Annotated in this window: 14 protein-coding genes; 11 read left to right on the forward strand and 3 right to left on the reverse strand. The window is 69.4% G+C overall.

Annotated elements, in window-relative coordinates:
* Nucleotides 1-295 precede the first annotated feature (295 nt).
* The 8 genes from AC4FS1_RS03310 (at nucleotide 296) to ndk (ending at nucleotide 11,043) form a co-directional block, all read left to right on the forward strand.
* Nucleotides 296-1,903, forward strand: a complete 1,608-nt coding sequence (locus AC4FS1_RS03310; RefSeq protein WP_491152613.1) for an ABC transporter substrate-binding protein — start codon at nucleotides 296-298, stop codon at nucleotides 1,901-1,903.
* A gap of 38 nt (nucleotides 1,904-1,941) precedes the next feature.
* Nucleotides 1,942-2,919, forward strand: a complete 978-nt coding sequence (locus tag AC4FS1_RS03315; RefSeq protein ID WP_491152615.1) for an ABC transporter permease — start codon at nucleotides 1,942-1,944, stop codon at nucleotides 2,917-2,919.
* The gene (locus AC4FS1_RS03320; RefSeq protein WP_491152616.1) at nucleotides 2,916-3,728 is read left to right on the forward strand and encodes an ABC transporter permease; all 813 of its coding nucleotides are present in this window, start codon (nucleotides 2,916-2,918) and stop codon (nucleotides 3,726-3,728) included. Before AC4FS1_RS03315 ends, AC4FS1_RS03320 begins: the two co-directional genes overlap by 4 nt.
* Entirely contained in the window at nucleotides 3,725-5,245 is a 1,521-nt protein-coding gene (locus tag AC4FS1_RS03325) for a dipeptide ABC transporter ATP-binding protein (RefSeq protein WP_491152618.1), read from the forward strand. The genes AC4FS1_RS03320 and AC4FS1_RS03325 overlap by 4 nt, the downstream gene beginning before the upstream one ends.
* Nucleotides 5,246-5,460: 215 nt before the next feature.
* The gene (ileS, locus tag AC4FS1_RS03330) at nucleotides 5,461-8,883 is read left to right on the forward strand and encodes an isoleucine--tRNA ligase (RefSeq protein ID WP_491152619.1); all 3,423 of its coding nucleotides are present in this window, start codon (nucleotides 5,461-5,463) and stop codon (nucleotides 8,881-8,883) included.
* The gene (locus AC4FS1_RS03335) at nucleotides 8,880-10,232 is read left to right on the forward strand and encodes a bifunctional folylpolyglutamate synthase/dihydrofolate synthase (protein ID WP_491152621.1); all 1,353 of its coding nucleotides are present in this window, start codon (nucleotides 8,880-8,882) and stop codon (nucleotides 10,230-10,232) included. The genes ileS and AC4FS1_RS03335 overlap by 4 nt, the downstream gene beginning before the upstream one ends.
* Nucleotides 10,220-10,624, forward strand: coding sequence for a DUF4233 domain-containing protein (locus AC4FS1_RS03340; protein WP_491152623.1), 405 nt, complete (start codon nucleotides 10,220-10,222; stop codon nucleotides 10,622-10,624). Before AC4FS1_RS03335 ends, AC4FS1_RS03340 begins: the two co-directional genes overlap by 13 nt.
* 2 nt (nucleotides 10,625-10,626) lie before the next feature.
* Nucleotides 10,627-11,043 carry a nucleoside-diphosphate kinase gene (gene ndk, locus AC4FS1_RS03345; protein WP_491152625.1) on the forward strand — a complete coding sequence of 139 codons (417 nt, stop codon included), beginning with the start codon at nucleotides 10,627-10,629 and terminating at the stop codon, nucleotides 11,041-11,043.
* Here ndk and AC4FS1_RS03350 read toward each other — a convergent pair whose 3' ends face one another.
* Both AC4FS1_RS03350 and AC4FS1_RS03355 read right to left on the reverse strand, forming a co-directional pair.
* The gene (locus AC4FS1_RS03350; protein WP_491152627.1) at nucleotides 11,044-11,466 is read right to left on the reverse strand and encodes a hypothetical protein; all 423 of its coding nucleotides are present in this window, start codon (nucleotides 11,464-11,466) and stop codon (nucleotides 11,044-11,046) included.
* 1 nt (nucleotide 11,467) lies between these two features.
* Complete coding sequence (locus AC4FS1_RS03355) at nucleotides 11,468-12,067, reverse strand: vitamin K epoxide reductase family protein (RefSeq protein WP_491152630.1); 600 nt, start codon at nucleotides 12,065-12,067, stop codon at nucleotides 11,468-11,470.
* Between the two features lie 286 nt (nucleotides 12,068-12,353).
* Between AC4FS1_RS03355 and AC4FS1_RS03360 the strand changes: the two genes are divergently transcribed.
* Nucleotides 12,354-14,705 (forward strand): Rne/Rng family ribonuclease, encoded by a 2,352-nt coding sequence (locus AC4FS1_RS03360; RefSeq protein WP_491152632.1) that lies wholly within the window; start codon nucleotides 12,354-12,356, stop codon nucleotides 14,703-14,705.
* 4 nt (nucleotides 14,706-14,709) lie between these two features.
* Here the strand turns inward: AC4FS1_RS03360 and AC4FS1_RS03365 are convergent, their stop codons facing one another.
* A complete protein-coding gene (locus tag AC4FS1_RS03365) occupies nucleotides 14,710-14,985 on the reverse strand; it encodes a DUF4031 domain-containing protein (RefSeq protein ID WP_491152634.1) in 276 nt (91 codons plus the stop codon).
* Between the two features lie 229 nt (nucleotides 14,986-15,214).
* On the opposite strand from AC4FS1_RS03365, the gene rplU reads away from it, so the two are divergent.
* Nucleotides 15,215-15,523 carry a 50S ribosomal protein L21 gene (rplU, locus tag AC4FS1_RS03370; protein ID WP_484509123.1) on the forward strand — a complete coding sequence of 103 codons (309 nt, stop codon included), beginning with the start codon at nucleotides 15,215-15,217 and terminating at the stop codon, nucleotides 15,521-15,523.
* A gap of 17 nt (nucleotides 15,524-15,540) precedes the next feature.
* A complete protein-coding gene (gene rpmA / locus AC4FS1_RS03375) occupies nucleotides 15,541-15,798 on the forward strand; it encodes a 50S ribosomal protein L27 (RefSeq protein WP_442926970.1) in 258 nt (85 codons plus the stop codon).
* Nucleotides 15,799-15,869: the final 71 nt, after the last annotated feature.

The following is a 15,869-nucleotide window of genomic DNA, read 5'->3' on the forward strand; positions in this document are numbered from 1 at the left end:
CCCGGTGGGGATGCCGCGAGGGAGCCGGGGGTGCACCGGTGCATAACGTCACTCCCGCGCACCCTGGGGAGGAGAACTGGCCGACTCGGGAATCGAGGAGATCGCAGAAATCGAGGGGCGGATGCGGCAACCTCGCCCTCGATACGCGAGATCTCCTCGAATTCCGCCCGCTCCGCCGGTCGGCCAAATCCGGGCGCGATGGGGGGAATGCGGGAGCCGCGGCCGGCGTTGTTCGACCGCGTCCAGGAATCCGATACGGTTGACGCCGTTCCCACCTTCGTTCAAAGGTTTTGCCATGCCCTTCCGTACCTCGCGCCGGGTCGTCCCGGCCGCAGCCCTCAGCCTCCTCGGCGCGCTCGTGCTCAGCTCGTGCGCCCCCGCGGGACAAGAAGCCGGCGACGAGGTGGTGTGGGCCATCGAGGGCGCGAACCTGTCCGCCGGGCACATGGATCCGCAGACCAGCCAGCTCGACGTCTCGGCGATGGTCCAGCGCACGGTGCTCGACTCCCTCGTCCATCAGGAAGCGGACGGCACGTTCTCTCCCTGGCTCGCGGAGGAGTGGGAAATCGAGGACGACGGCGCCGCGTATGTCTTCACGCTGCGCGATGACGTGACCTTCCACGACGGCGAAGCGTTTGATGCTGCGGCCGTCAAGGCGAACTTCGACCGCATCGCCGACCCGGAGACCGCGTCGGCGCAGGCGGCGAGCATGCTCGGTGGCGAGTTCTACGCCGGCACGGAGGTGGTGGACGACCACACGGTCCGCGTGAGCTTCACCCAGCCGTATGCGCCGTTCCTGCAGGCGGCGAGCACGGCTCTGCTCGGCTTCTATTCGCCGGCCGTGCTGGAGGAATCCGCCGACCAGTTGAAGGCCGGCGGCCCGGGTATCACGGTGGGTACCGGACCTTTCGAACTGACCGAATACACCCCCGACCAAGAGATCGTCTACACGCGCAATGACGATTACGCGTGGGGGCCGGATGGTGGCGGCGCCGCGCAGTTCGAGACCTTGCGGGTGGAGATCCTCCCCGAGGCCGCCGTGCGAGCGGGCGTGGTGGAAAGCGGGGAAGCGGATCTGGCGACCGACATTCCGCCGAACCTCGCCGTGGAGCTGCCGGACACCGTCACCATCGACTCGATCGCGTACCCGGGGCTGCCCTACTCCCTGTATCTCAACGAGAAGTATGGTGTCTTCGCCGATGAGCGGGTGCGCCAGGCGTTCGCCCGCGCCATCGACGTCGACACCGCCGTCACCGAGATCTTCCACGGCCAGTTCCCTCGGGCCTGGAGCATCCTCGGTCCCACCACCCCCGCCTATGACCCCTCGCTGGAGGGCACGTGGGAGTTCGATCCCGAGGTGGCCGGCGAGCTTCTGGATGAGGCGGGGTGGACCGAGCGCGATGCTGACGGCTACCGCGTCAAGGACGGCGTGCGGCTCTCCGCGCGGTGGATCGCGTGGACGCCCGTGCCCGACGATCGCGTCGCGCTGGCCAACGCCATCCAGTCGGATCTGAGGGCCGTGGGTTTCGAAGTCGTTCGTGAGGTGCTGGAGCCGGGCGCTTACAACGAGCAGTACGGGCCGAAGACCTTCGATCTGACGGACTGGGGATTCTCCGGGGTGGACCCCGATCTGCTGCGGAGTCACCTGCACACTGACGGCTTCCAGAACGCCTCCCAGGTGAGCGATCCTGCCGTGGATGCCCTGCTCGAAGAGGGCGTGGCCGCCACCGACCAGGATGCGCGCACCGCGATCTACGCGCAGCTCCAGCAGTGGAATGCGCAGCACGTCGCGATCGTGCCGCTGTACAGCCCGTCGTTCATCACCGCCGTCGGCGAGACGGTGTCGGGGCTCACCTTCGACCTGTACGGTCGCCCGCTGTTCTCCGACGTCACCGTCGGCTGAGGCGCGTCCCCGGTTTCCCATCCGGCGGGGAGGGCAGGATGACCAGCGGTACCCGCACGCGCGAATGGGTCGCGCGCCTGGGCGGCCTCGTGGTGTCCGTCCTGGTGGTGCTGTGGGGGGCCGCGACACTCGCCTTCGTGGTCTTCCGGCTCATCCCGGGCGACCCCGTCGAGGTGATGCTCGGCCCCCAGGCTCAGGTGAGCGACGCCGTGAAGGACTCCATCCGTGCCGAGCTGGGACTCGACCGCCCGCCCCTCGAGCAGTACGTCGCGTACCTCGGCGCACTGCTGCGCGGTGACCTCGGCGAGTCGTATCAGCTGCGGATGCCGGTGGCCGACGTCATCGGACGTCAACTCGGACCGACGTTGCAGCTGACGGCCACCGCGCTCGTGCTGGCCACCATCCTCGCCCTCTCGGCCGTGCTCCTCGCGCGAGGGCGCACCGCGCGAGGAGTGGTCGCGGCGGTCGAACTCGTGATCCTGTCGTCCCCGGTCTTCTGGATCGGGTTGCTCCTGCTGAGCGTGTTCGCCTTCGGACTGGGATGGTTCCCGGTGTCCGGCTCGCGGAACCCGGCGACCATCGTCCTCCCGGCGGTGACGCTGGCGCTGCCGGTGGCGGCCCTTCTGGGTCAGGTGCTGCGCGACGGTGTCGAGGCCGCCGAACGCCAGCCCTTCGCTGTCACGGTGCGGGCGCGGGGTGCGGGGCCCACGTGGCTGACGCTGCGCCACACGTTGCGCCACGGCGCGACGGGCGCCGTCACGCTCGCGGCCTACTTCGTGGGGTCGCTGCTGGGCGGGGCCGTGCTCGTGGAGACCGTGTTCGCCCGTCCGGGACTCGGCCGGGTCACCCTGGCCGCGATCAGCGACCGTGACCTCCCGGTGATCACCGGAATCATCCTGCTGAGCGCGCTGGTGTTCGTGGTCGTCACCTCGATCGTCGAAGTGCTCTACCCGCTGTTGGATCCTCGGCTGCGCGATGCCCGCACGGCCGCCGCGCGCGCCCGGAGGGTGTCGTGACCGCTGGTGGGCGCGTGCTGGTGGGCGCGGCCATCACGGTCCTGAGCCTGGTGGCACTGGCGGCGGTCGCGCCGCAGCTGCTGGCGACCCAGGACCCGCTGCAGACCGACGTCACCCAGGCGCTGCTCCCGCCTGGCGCGGAGCACGTGTTCGGCACCGACCAGAGCGGGCGGGATGTGTATTCACGTGTGGTCTACGGGGCGTCACGCTCGGTGGGGATCGGTCTGCTCGCGACGGGGCTGGCGCTGATCGTCGGTCTGGTGGTCGGCTCGCTCTCCGGGGTCGCCCCGCGACTGGTGGATGCGGCGGCCATGCGTGCGACGGACGTGTTGCTGGCCTTCCCCGAGTTCCTCATCGCGCTCGTCGTGGTCGCCGTCCTCGGCCCGGGCGCCGTCAACGTGGCGATCGCCGTCACGGTCGCCGCGGTCCCCGTGTACGTGCGACTCGCACGCGCCCAGACGCGCAGCCTGCGAACAGCGGAGCACGTCGAGGCGGCGCGGATCCTCGGTGTGCCGGCACCCGCCGCCTTCGTCCGCCATGTGGCCCCCGGTGTCCTCGGGTCGCTCAGCGTGCTGGCGACCATCGGGATCGGCTCCAGCATCCTCGCCGCCGCCGGCTTGAGCTTCCTGGGACTCGGCCCCACCGAACCCACCCCCGAGTGGGGGCTGATGCTGTCGGGCGGGCGTAACGTCCTCGGCCAGGCATGGTGGGTGGCCGTCTTCCCGGGAGCCGCCATCACGCTCACCGTCGTGGCGGCCACCGTCCTCGGCCGTGCGGTGCGAGCCCGCGCAGACGGACGGGCGACATGACCGGTCTGCGTGTGCGGGGCCTGCGGGTGTCGTTCGGAGCGAGCGTGGTCGTCGACGGACTGGACTTCGCCGTCTCGCCGGGGGAGTGTCTCGCCATCGTGGGAGAGTCCGGCGCCGGCAAATCACTCGCCGCGCGGTCTCTGCTGGGACTGTCGCCCAGCGGCGCCCTGGTCCACGCGGACGAGCTCATGGTGGACGGGATCGACGCGCGTGGCATGGGCGACCGCGGATGGCGGCGGCTTCGGGGGGCGCGCATCGCACTGGTCTCGCAGGACGCGTTGGTCTCTCTCGACCCGCTTCGGCGGATCGGTGCGGAGGTGGAGGAGCCGCTCCGGCTGCATGAGCCGAGGATGCCCCGCGCCGAGCGTCGCGCGCGCACTCTGGCACTCCTCGCCGACGTCGCCCTGCGTGATCCGGAGCGTCGGGTGCGTCAGTATGCCCATGAACTGTCCGGCGGCCAGCGTCAGCGGGCGCTCATCGCGTCCGCGCTCGCGGCGAGCCCGGCGATCCTGGTCGCCGACGAGCCCACCACCGCGCTCGACGCCACGGTGCAGGCGCGCGTCCTGGATCTCCTCCGCCGGATCGCCGACACCGGCGTCGCGGTCGTGCTCATCAGCCATGACCTCGCTGCGGTGCGCCGCGTCGCCGATCGCATCGCCGTCATGCGGGACGGTCGCTTCCTCGAGACCGGAGCGGCCGATGCCGTGCTCGGTGATCCTCAGCACCCGTACACCCGTGCTCTTGTCGCGGCGGCCCGCCACGACCCGCGTCCCGTATCGATGCCAGGCGGGACGGTCGCGCTGAGCGCTCGTCACCTGTCGAAGGCCTTCGACCGCCCCGCGGTGCGGGATGTCTCCCTCGACGTGGCAGCGGGACGCACCGTCGCCGTGGTGGGCGAATCGGGGTCGGGCAAGACCACTCTCGCCCGCATGATCGTCGGGGCATCACGGCCGGACGCCGGCGAGGTGCGCATCGGGGGACTGGAGTGGGGCAGCGGGCACGACACGCAGCTGCGACGGCGGATCCAGTTCGTGCAGCAGAACGCGCTCGGGGCCTTCGACCCCCGCTGGCGCATCGGCAGATCTCTCCGCGAAGCCCTCGCCGCCGGCGGGATGGCGCGGTCCGAGCGCGCCGCTGCCGTAACGGCGCTCCTGCGCGAGGTCGATCTGGATCCCGCGCTCGCGCGTCGCCGTCCGGCGCAGCTGTCCGGCGGCCAACGGCAGCGCGCCGCGATCGCGCGCGCCCTCGCCCCCGCGCCCGACATCCTCGTGCTGGACGAGCCGGTGTCCGCCCTCGACCCGACCGTGCGCGAGCGGGTGCTCGCCCTGCTTGAGCGGCTGCAGCGCGAGCGGGGCCTCACCATGATCTTCATTTCGCACGACCTCGACGTGGTCGCATCGGTCGCCGACGACGTCATCGTGATGCAGGACGGCGCCGTGGTCGAGTCGGGGCCGACAGCGGCGGTGTTCGCCGACCCGCAGCATCCCTTCACGCGGGAACTGCTCGCCGCACGGTAGCGGGCGGGCGGGTACAATCGATGCAAGAGCACCGATCCGGCCATCACCGGGGAGCTCTCGGAAGAACAGGACGCCAGTCCCCAGTAGAACCGAGCGGGTCAGGCCCGTCACAGCCGCAGTGAAAGAGGGCGGATGCGCGAAGCATCCGTCACGCGGGGTGGTACCGCGGCCGAAAGGGTCGTCCTCGCAGGGAGAAGACGACCTGCTGGAGTGACATGACCTACCCGAAGTCCGCGTTCGGACCCGCCGCCGACCCTGTCGTGCCGAGTCCCCGGTTCCCCGCGATCGAAGAGGACACCCTCGCCTTCTGGGCCTCCGATGACACGTTCCGTGCGTCGATCGCTCAGCGCCAGGATGCTGAGGAGTGGGTGTTCTACGACGGGCCGCCCTTCGCCAACGGGCTCCCGCACTACGGCCACCTCCTCACCGGATACGCCAAGGACCTCTTCCCTCGCTTCCAGACCATGCGCGGGAAGAAGGTCGATCGCGTCTTCGGCTGGGACACGCACGGGCTGCCGGCCGAGCTCGAGGCGATGAAGCAGCTGGGCATTACGGAGAAGGACGACATCGAGCGGATGGGCGTTGCCACCTTCAACGCGAAGGCACGCTCGTCGGTGCTGGCGTACACCCGGGAGTGGGAGGAATACGTCACCCGGCAGGCGCGGTGGGTCGACTTCGAGCGGGGCTACAAGACGCTCGACCCCACCTACATGGAGTCGGTGCTGTGGGCGTTCAAGACTCTGCACGACAAGGGCCTCGCGTACGAGGGCTACCGCGTGCTGCCGTACTGCTGGCGGGACCAGACGCCGCTTTCCAGCCATGAGCTTCGGATGGACGACGACGTCTACAAGTCGCGCCAGGACCCGTCGGTGACCGTGACGTTCCCCCTCGTGGGCGCCAAGGCCGAAGTGCTCGGTCTCACCGGCGTGCGCGCCCTGGCGTGGACGACGACGCCGTGGACGCTGCCGACCAACCTCGCGCTGGCCGTGGGTCCCGGCATCCGCTATGTCGTGGTGCCGGGCGGGCCGGACGGCGCCGCCGATGTGCACCGCACGCCCGGGGGCGAAGCCGACGACGTGGTGGAGACCTCCGCGCACCGTTATCTCCTGGCCGCCGACCTCCTGGCCGGCTACGCCAAAGACCTCGGCTACTCCTCGGCGGAGGATGCCGCCGCCGCGGTGGAGCAGACCGTCGTCGGTTCCGAGCTGGAGGGCGTCGCGTACGACCGCCTCTTCGACTACTACGCCGACGCCGACACGTGGGGCACCGGGAACGCCTGGCAGATCCTCGTCGACGACTACGTCACGACTACCGACGGCACGGGCATCGTCCACCAGGCGCCGGCCTATGGCGAGGACGACAAGCGTCTCGCCGATGCGGCCGGAATCCCGACCATCCTCTCGCTCGATGACGGCGGGCGCTTCCTGCCGGCCGTGGCCGATGTTGCCGGGACGCGGTGGATGGACGCCAACACCCCCCTCATCCGCATGCTCCGCCAGAGCGGGCGGCTGGTCCGCGAGGCCAGCTACGAACACGCGTACCCGCACTGCTGGCGCTGCCGCAATCCTCTGATCTACAAGGCGGTCTCCAGCTGGTTCGTCCGTGTCACGGACATCAAGGACCGCCTGATCGAGAACAACGGGGACATCCGGTGGGTGCCGGAGAACGTCCAGCACGGTCAGTTCGGCAAGTGGCTCGAAGGCGCCCGCGACTGGTCGATCAGCCGCAACCGGTACTGGGGTTCGCCCATCCCGGTGTGGAAGAGCGACGACCCGGAGTACCCGCGCGTCGACGTGTACGGCTCGCTGGCCGACCTGGAGGTGGACTTCGGACGGCTTCCCCGCAACGAGAACGGTGACGTGGATCTGCACCGCCCGTTCATCGACGAACTCACCCGCCCGAACCCGGATGACCCGACCGGTCGCAGCTCGATGCGCCGCATCGACGACGTGCTCGACGTCTGGTTCGACTCCGGCTCGATGCCGTTCGCGCAGGTGCACTACCCGTTCGAGAATCACGAGTGGTTCCAGGAGCACGCGCCGGCCGACTTCATCGTGGAGTACATCGGGCAGACCCGCGGCTGGTTCTACGTGATGCACGTCCTGTCCACGGCGCTGTTCGACCGGCCGGCGTTCAAGGCGGTGTCCGCCCACGGCATCGTCCTCGGTAACGACGGACAGAAGATGTCGAAGTCGCTGCGGAACTACCCCGACGTCCGCGAGGTCTTCGACCGTGACGGATCGGACGCGATGCGCTGGTTCCTCATGTCCAGCTCCGTCCTCCGTGGGGGAAACCTCGTCGTCACCGAGGAGGGCATCCGCTCCGGCGTCCGTGAATTCCTGCTCCCGCTGTGGAACGCGTGGTACTTCTTCGCCACCTACGCCAACGCGGCGGGCGGACCGGCGACCGCTTCAGGGACCGCGACCGGCGGCTACGACGCCTCCTGGCGCACCGACTCGACGGATGTGCTGGACCGTTACATCCTCGCGCTGACGGGGCAGCTCGTCCGCGACGTGGCCGCCGACCTGGATGGATTGGACTCGACGACGGCGAGCGAGCGCCTCCGCGACTTCGGTGAGGTGCTGACCAACTGGTACATCCGGCGCTCTCGCGACCGGTTCTGGCTCGGTGTCCGGGACGAAGACCCGGCCTCCCGCGAAGCCTTCGACACCCTGTACACGGTTCTGGAAACGCTCACCCGGGTTGCCGCGCCGCTGCTCCCGCTCGTCGCGGAGCGGGTGTGGCAGGGGCTCACCGGTGGACGGAGCGTGCACCTGACCGATTGGCCGGATGCGGGCGCCTTCGACGCCGCGGAAGACATCCGCGCCGCCATGGACGCCGTGCGCGCGGTCTCGAGCGTCGCCAACGCCTTGCGCAAGAGGGAAGGCAAGCGCGTGCGGCTCCCGTTGCCACGGCTGACGGTCGTCATCGAGAACGCCGCAGCTCTGCAGCAGTTCGAGAACATCCTCGCCGACGAGCTCAACGTCAAGCGCATCGACCTCGTCGAACTCGAAGCCGGCACCCCGGCGGAGTACGGCATCACGCACCGGCTGAACGTCAACGCCCGGGCGGCCGGCCCGCGGGTGGGCAAGCTGGTGCAGCAGGCCATCCAGGGTGCCCGCTCCGGCGACTGGAGCGATGTGGACGGTGTCGTGACGGCGGGCGGTGTCGTGTTGCAGCCCGGCGAGTACGACCTTCACGTGGAGACGGCCGGGCGACCGGAGGGCGAGGCGCTCGCGGTTCTTCCGTCGGGCGGTCTGGTTCTCCTGGACACGACCACCAACGAGGCGCTCGAGGCCGAAGGTCTCGCCCGCGATGTGATCCGTGCGGTACAGGACACGCGAAAAGCTGCGGGGTTCGACGTCAGTGACCGTATCCGTCTCGTGCTGGCGTTCGAGAACGCCGACGATGCTGCCGCGGTCACGACCGCCTTCGACGTCGCCGACATCGCGGGGGAGACTCTTGCTCGCGAGGCGTGCGTCGTCGCCGACGGCGCTACCGTACTCGCCCGTAACACGCTGCGATCCACCCCCGACGCGGATGCCGAGCACACCGGCGAGTTCGCGCCCGGGGCATTCGCCAACGCCGGAGCGTTCCGCGTCGCGGTGACCCGGCTCGATGCAGAGGAGACACTGTGAACGATCGGGCGCGCGCCGACGCCGTGTACGCGGCGCTCCTGCAACGCCAGGGCGAGCAGTGGGTGCAGCCCCGCGTGGAACGAACCCGCCGCGTGCTGGAGCTGCTGGACGACCCGCAGCGCACGTACCGCGTCATCCACGTCACGGGGACGAACGGCAAGACCTCGACCAGTCGCATCATCGAAAGCCTCGTGCGTGCCCTGGGCCTTCGCACCGGGCTTTTCACGAGCCCGCATCTGGAACGGTTCACCGAGCGCATCATGATCGACGGCGAACCGGTGGCCGATGCTGCTATCGCCGACGCATGGGACGAGATCACGCCCTTCGTCGACCTCGTCGACGCCGAACTCGCGGCAGCCGGCGACGCGCCGCTGACATTCTTCGAGTTGCTGACGGTCCTCGCGTTCGTGGTCGCCGCGGACGCACCCGTCGACGTCCTGGTGCTCGAGGTGGGGATGGGCGGGTCCTGGGACTCCACCAACACCGCCGACGGCGACGTTGCGGTGTTCACCCCGGTCGATCTGGACCACACCGACCGGCTGGGCAGCACCCTCACCGAGATCGCGCGTGTGAAATCCGGCATCATCAAAGACGGCGCGGCCGTCGTCTCGGCGCAACAGGATTCCGCGGTCGCCGCCGTCCTCCGTGAGGCGGCCGCCTCCCGCGGCGCCACCATCGCCTTCGAAGGGCAGGACTTCGCCCTCGACGCGCAACGTCTTGCCGTCGGCGGCCAGCAGATCTCCGTCCGAGGCCTCGCCGGGACCTACGCGGACGAGTACCTTCCGCTGTACGGAGCGCACCAGGCCGCCAACGCCGCGCTGGCCGTCGCCGCCGTGGAATCTCTCATCGGCGGGGCCTCCCAGCCTCTGACCGACGAGGTGGTGGGCGACGGCCTCGGGCAGGTGACCTCCCCGGGTCGCCTCCAGCTGGTGGGTGCGCATCCCACGGTGCTCGTGGATGCCGCGCACAACCCCCACGGTGCCCGCGCGCTGGTGACAGCGTTGAGCGACTCCTTCGACGTGGACGAGTGGGGCGTGGTCCTGGGCGTTCTGGGGGACAAGGACGTCGCCGGCATCGTCGCTGCCCTCGCGCCCGCAGCGGCGCACGTCTTCGCGACCGCGCCGGATTCCGAGCGGGCCACCGACCCGGAGGTCCTCGCCGACCTGGCCGAGGCGGCAGGTCTCACCGTGACGGTTCATCCGAACGTGGAGGATGCGGCGGATGCGGCTCGGGAATGGGCCGCGGCCTCCGACCGCCGCGCTGTCGTCATCGCCGGTTCGGTCGTCCTGGCCGGCGAGGCGCTGCGCGTGTCGGAGATCGAGGGATGGAAAGACGGATGGCAGGCGTGAGTCCTCGGCAGCGACGGCCGCGCGGTGCCGCCGAATCACTCGGGGCCGTGGTGCTCGGGTTCGAGTCGATCGTGGTCTTTCTCGGCGGGCTCGTCGCCTATGGCCTGCGCGTCCTCCCGGCCGGTATCGAACCGTGGTGGGCGGTGGTGGCCGGCAGCGTCCTCGCCGTCCTCATGATGCTGACCGCCGGTCTCCTGCGCCACCGCTGGGCGATCGCCGTCGGATGGGCTCTTCAGGTCGTGCTGGCGCTGGGCAGCATCTGGTTGCCGGCGCTGGTGCTGGTGGCGCTCGTTTTCGGCGGGATGTGGGCGTATGCGACGATCAAGGGGGCTTCCCTCGATCGGCGCAACGCCGCCGCATCCCGGAATCCCGAACCCGCGAACGGAGAATGACAATGGCGACCGAAGAGACCCTGGTGCTGGTGAAGCCCGACGGTGTGGCTCGTGGGCTGACGGGCGCGATCCTCGCCCGGATCGAGGCGAAGGGGTATGCGCTCGTCGACATCCGGCTGGTGGAACCCGACCGCGCCCGGCTGGAGCAGCACTACGCCGAACATGAGGGCAAGCCTTTCTACGAGCCCCTGCTGGAGTTCATGATGTCGGGTCCGTCGGTGGCGATCCGCCTGGCGGGCAACCGGGTGATCGAGGGGTTCCGCTCCCTGGCCGGCACCACCGACCCCACCGCGGCCGCCCCGGGAACGATCCGTGGCGACTACGGGCGCGATTGGGGTGTGGCCGTCCAGCAGAACCTCGTGCACGGCAGCGACAGCCCCGAGTCCGCCGCGCGCGAACTGGCGATCTGGTTCGCCTGACTACTCGCGAACGTCGAAGATGACCGCGGCGGCCGCGCAACTCGCGCTCCCGGGGCAGCTCGCATAGTCCCAGTAGTTCGCGATGTGCGCGACCGCCCGGCCGGGCCCGATCGTGGGCGGCACGGTGATGCTCACCGTGAAGGAGCCGTCCGGCTCCGGGTCGACGGAGGCACGCGCGATCGGGATCCGCTCGCCTTCCGGCTGGATGCGGACGTCCCAGCGAGCTCCCTCGGGCAGCTCGCCGGGACAGGAGCGGGTGGTCTCCACCGTGACGATGCGTCCGGGGCGGGGATCGTCGGGTGTGACGGACAACTCCGGAACGCAGACGTTCGGGGCCGCCGGAGGTGCGCAACCCGCGAGCACGCCCGCAGCGCACCCGAGCAGCACGAGTGTCGCTGTCGCGCGGTGCCATCGGCCGGCCATGTCAGAGCGACTGTATCCAGTGCAACTGCACCTGCGCGATCGCCGCGATGGCGGCGTAGCTGAGGACGGCCAGCAGCGGCACCCATCCGGCGAGGGCACCCGCCGCGCGGCGGACCGCCGCCGACGTCGGCACGATCCCCGTGCGCAGGACGTGCAGGAGCACCGCGTAGAACGACGGGATGGTGACGATCCAGGTGACCATGCACCACGGGCAGAGGGTCGACAGCTCCAAGATGCTCTGCGCGATCAGCCAGAGGACGAACGCGAAGGCGCCCGTCATCCCGAGCGTGAAAAGCCACCAGAACCAGCGGGCGAAGCGAGCCCCTGCCAGCAACGCGACACCCACCACGATCGGCGCCATCCAGCCCGTGAGCCCGAGAAGCGGGTTCGGGAAACCGAAGACGCTGCCCTGCCACGAGTCGAGGTTCTTTCCGCACTGGATGAGAACGCTGAAGTCGCACGAGGCCGAGCTTCCGGGATTGGCCAGGAGATGCAGCCGCTCCAGCGTGAGCGAGAACGCGGCCCACCATCCGATCAGCCCGGCCAGGATCAGCCAGACGGCAAGCGCAGTCGGACGAGCGGGGGAGACCGTGTTGCTCATGGCTCGGATTATGGCATCGGCGGCTGGATGAAACGCCCGTTGCGCGGCGGCGAAGACGCGCCATTCGGAGCGGTGCCTGCACGAGGCCGCAGGAAGTGCGATAATAGGGGTCGATGCACCGCGGCCGCGCCGCAAACGCATCACGACCAGACTTCGGGCGATGGACGCCCTTCGCAGTATGTGCTTCGAGCCGACTGCAGACCGCGAGAGTTGATGGCACCGCCGGGTGCGGCGCCGCATGAGTTCCGGACGACGCGCGGCGTCGCCCGCAGGGAGTATGCCAGAGATGGCCGATGCAACAGAGAACCAGCCAGAAGCCGCCGACGAGACCGTCGACGAGACAGTGGTCGCGCCGGATCTGACCGAGGCGTCGCTCGCCGAGGATGAGATCGCTGCGGTGATCGATGCGGTGGCGGCCGTCGAATCCGACACCGGAGCGCCCGCCGCGCTGACGCTGACGGACGGAAGTTCGTCGGAGGACGAGACCGCGCCGAGCGGCGACGGGCCGACCGCTACTGCGGTGCCGGCCGAACTCTCCGCGCAGCAGACCCAGCCTGATGGGCCGCCCACGGCGGTCTCGCTCGGACTCCTGCCGGAGACGTTCGTGTCGACCGTGAGCACGGCGCTGCACTTCTACGCGCCCGAGATCCCGGTCCTCCCACCGGCCCCGCTCGAGGAGGAGCCCGCCGGCCCCACCAACGTGCGCCGCCGTAACCGCCGCCGGGGGGCGGGCGCCGATGAGGCGCCGGCGCCGGAGCAGCAGGAGCCGCAGCAGCCCGCGCCGCGTCAGCGTGCCGTGGAGTACATCACCGAGCCTCAGCGCATCAAGGGCTCGACGCGCCTGGAGGCCAAGAAGCAGCGTCGACGCGATGGCCGCGAGGCGGGGCGCCGCCGTCCCGTCGTCACCGAGGCCGAGTTCCTCGCTCGCCGCGAGGCGGTGGACCGCGTCATGGTGGTGCGCTCCAAGAACGGCCGCGTGCAGATCGCCGTTCTCGAAGACAACGTGCTCGTGGAGCACTACGTCGCACGCAACCAGGACGCATCCTTGATCGGCAACGTCTATCTCGGCCGTGTGCAGAACGTCCTGCCCAGCATGGAGGCGGCGTTCGTCGACATCGGCCGGGGCCGCAACGCGGTGCTGTACTCGGGCGAGGTCGACTGGGATGCGGCGGAGACCGGCAACCAGCCGCGCCGGATCGAGCTCGCACTGAAGTCGGGCGATCGTGTTCTCGTCCAGGTCACGAAGGACCCCGTCGGCCACAAGGGTGCGCGACTGACCAGTCAGATCTCCCTTCCCGGCCGTTACCTCGTCTACGTCCCGGGCGGCGCCATGAACGGCATCTCCCGCAAGCTCCCCGACACCGAGCGGGCGCGTCTGAAGAAGATCCTCAAGGAGGTGCTGCCCGAATCCTCCGGCGTGATCGTGCGCACGGCGGCCGAGGGTGCGACCGAGGAGCAGCTGACTCACGACGTGCAGCGACTCACCTCGCAGTGGGAGCTGATCTCGCAGCAGGTCGAGTCGATCCAGGCGCCCGCGCTCCTGCACTCCGAGCCTGACCTCCTCGTCAAGATCGTCCGCGACGTCTTCAACGAGGACTTCACGAAGATGCTCATCCAGGGCGAGGACGCGCAGCAGACGATCTCGTCCTACCTCGCCGGCGTGGCCCCCGACCTGCTCGAGCGTGTCGAGTCGTACGACTCCGATGGTGACCCGTTCGACGAGTTCCGGATCACCGAGCAGATCGAAAAGGCTCTCGACCGCAAGGTGTGGCTGCCCTCGGGCGGGTCGCTCGTGATCGACCGCACAGAGGCGATGACCGTCGTCGACGTCAACACGGGCAAGTTCGTCGGCTCCGGCGGCAACCTCGAGGAAACCGTCACGAAGAACAACCTCGAGGCGGCCGAGGAGATCGTCCGGCAGCTGCGGCTGCGCGACATCGGCGGCATCATCGTGGTCGACTTCATCGACATGGTGCTCGAGTCCAACCGAGATCTCGTGCTGCGCCGACTCATCGAGTGCCTGAGCCGTGACCGCACCAAGCACCAGGTCGCGGAGGTCACCTCGCTCGGCCTTGTCCAGATGACCCGTAAGAAGTTGGGTCTGGGCCTGCTGGAGACCTTCAGCGAGCCGTGCGAGGTGTGTGCGGGCCGCGGGGTGGTCGTGCATCACGACCCCGTCGTGAAGCATCGTTCGAACGGCTCGGCCAGCGCCGGCCCGGCCTCGAACAGGCGCGGCGGCCGAAGCAACGGAAACGGCAACGGCAATGGCAACGGGTCCGCCGCTTCCACGGGCACCCACGTCATCACGGAGGGCGTGAAGTCGGCGCTCGCACAGATCGCGGCATCCACCATTCAGACGGCGGCGATCGACATCATCGAGACGCCGTCCGAGCCGGTGGTGGCCGAAATCGAGATCGAGCCGGCGGAGCAGACCACCGAAGCCCCGCGCAAGACGCGAAAGAAGCGCTCGGACGCCGGAACGAAGTCTCAGCGCACGGAGAAGGACCTGCTCCTGGACTCGGTGCTGAACGCGCTCCCCGAGCCCAAGGCGCCCGGTCAGGGGCGCTCACGCCGACGCGTCACCACGGCTGCCCTCAGCGGCACGCCCGTGCAGGCTTCTCCGGCCGACGATAACTGAGCGGTCAGCGGTTCCGGCGCCGGTCGCGCGCCGGAACCCGCAGTCCCGAGGCGATGAGACGCCGGACCAGTTCGTGCCCGTCAACCGGCTGTGCGCCCCCGGCGACCAGGCGGGCGTGCTGTTCCTGGGGAATGTCGTAATGGTCCAGATCGAATCCGCGCCGCGGGATCTCGTGGGCGCGGGCGAATGCGTGGAGCTCGTCCAGATCGGTGTCGCTGACCAGGTGAGACCAGAGGCGCCCGTGCGCCGGCCAAATCGGCTTATCGATCAGGATCGCCACCCAGCGATCATATGTGGGAGGTCACGACACGCGGCGGAGCCTCCCGCTTTGCCAGTAGTCCGGGCATCAGGTAAACTCGACCTTTGGTGCGTCACGTTCGCCTCCTTCGCGGGGGTGACCTCGTCGTTCGTCTCTCAGCCGCAACGCGGTGAGACGACGAAATCGTGCCGAGACTTCCGTCATCAGACAAACCCCGGAGCAGTGCGCTCCCGAATGAAACAGGTGTGAAGTGGTTTACGCAGTTGTGCGCGCCGGTGGCCGGCAGGAGAAAGTCGAGGTCGGCACGGTTGTCGTTCTCGATCGTCTCGCCGCGTCGGTGGGCGACAAGGTGCAGCTTCCCGCGGTCCTCCTCGTCGACGGCGACGCTGTCACGACCGACGCCGACAAGCTTGCGAAGGTGACCGTCACCGCCGAGGTGCTCGGCGAAGAGCGTGGTCCGAAGATCGTGATCCAGAAGTTCAAGAACAAGACCGGGTACAAGAAGCGCCAGGGGCACCGTCAGGACCTCACGCGCGTCAAGATCACCGGCATCAAGTAAGCCAGGGAGACGTAGACATGGCACACAAGAAGGGCGCAAGCTCCACTCGGAACGGTCGCGACTCCAACGCCCAGCGACTGGGCGTGAAGCGGTTCGGCGGTCAGGTCGTCGGTGCGGGCGAGATCATCGTCCGCCAGCGCGGCACCCACTTCCACCCCGGCGCCAACGTCGGCCGTGGCGGCGACGACACGCTTTTCGCGCTGTCCGCCGGCGCGGTGCAGTTCGGCACCAAGGGCGGCCGGAAGGTCGTCAACATCGTCGCAGCGGCGGAGTGACCCGGAGCGTCGGAACGGTTTCACGAGGGGGTGGGCGTAGGCCCACCCCCTCGTTTTTTTCCCGCGTCCGA

It is taken from the genome of Microbacterium sp. Z12_35 (assembly GCF_058310475.1).

What these genes read in the sequence shown, in the direction of transcription:
- AC4FS1_RS03310 (WP_491152613.1), top strand. Translation starts at nt 296, where the DNA reads ATGCCCTTCCGTACCTCGCGCCGGGTCGTCCCGGCCGCAGCCCTCAGC.
- AC4FS1_RS03315 (WP_491152615.1), top strand. Translation starts at nt 1,942, where the DNA reads ATGACCAGCGGTACCCGCACGCGCGAATGGGTCGCGCGCCTGGGCGGC.
- AC4FS1_RS03325 (WP_491152618.1), top strand. Translation starts at nt 3,725, where the DNA reads ATGACCGGTCTGCGTGTGCGGGGCCTGCGGGTGTCGTTCGGAGCGAGC.
- ileS (WP_491152619.1), top strand. Translation starts at nt 5,461, where the DNA reads ATGACCTACCCGAAGTCCGCGTTCGGACCCGCCGCCGACCCTGTCGTG.
- AC4FS1_RS03340 (WP_491152623.1), top strand. Translation starts at nt 10,220, where the DNA reads ATGGCAGGCGTGAGTCCTCGGCAGCGACGGCCGCGCGGTGCCGCCGAA.
- ndk (WP_491152625.1), top strand. Translation starts at nt 10,627, where the DNA reads ATGGCGACCGAAGAGACCCTGGTGCTGGTGAAGCCCGACGGTGTGGCT.
- AC4FS1_RS03350 (WP_491152627.1), bottom strand. Translation starts at nt 11,466, where the DNA reads ATGGCCGGCCGATGGCACCGCGCGACAGCGACACTCGTGCTGCTCGGG.
- AC4FS1_RS03355 (WP_491152630.1), bottom strand. Translation starts at nt 12,067, where the DNA reads ATGAGCAACACGGTCTCCCCCGCTCGTCCGACTGCGCTTGCCGTCTGG.
- AC4FS1_RS03360 (WP_491152632.1), top strand. Translation starts at nt 12,354, where the DNA reads ATGGCCGATGCAACAGAGAACCAGCCAGAAGCCGCCGACGAGACCGTC.
- rpmA (WP_442926970.1), top strand. Translation starts at nt 15,541, where the DNA reads ATGGCACACAAGAAGGGCGCAAGCTCCACTCGGAACGGTCGCGACTCC.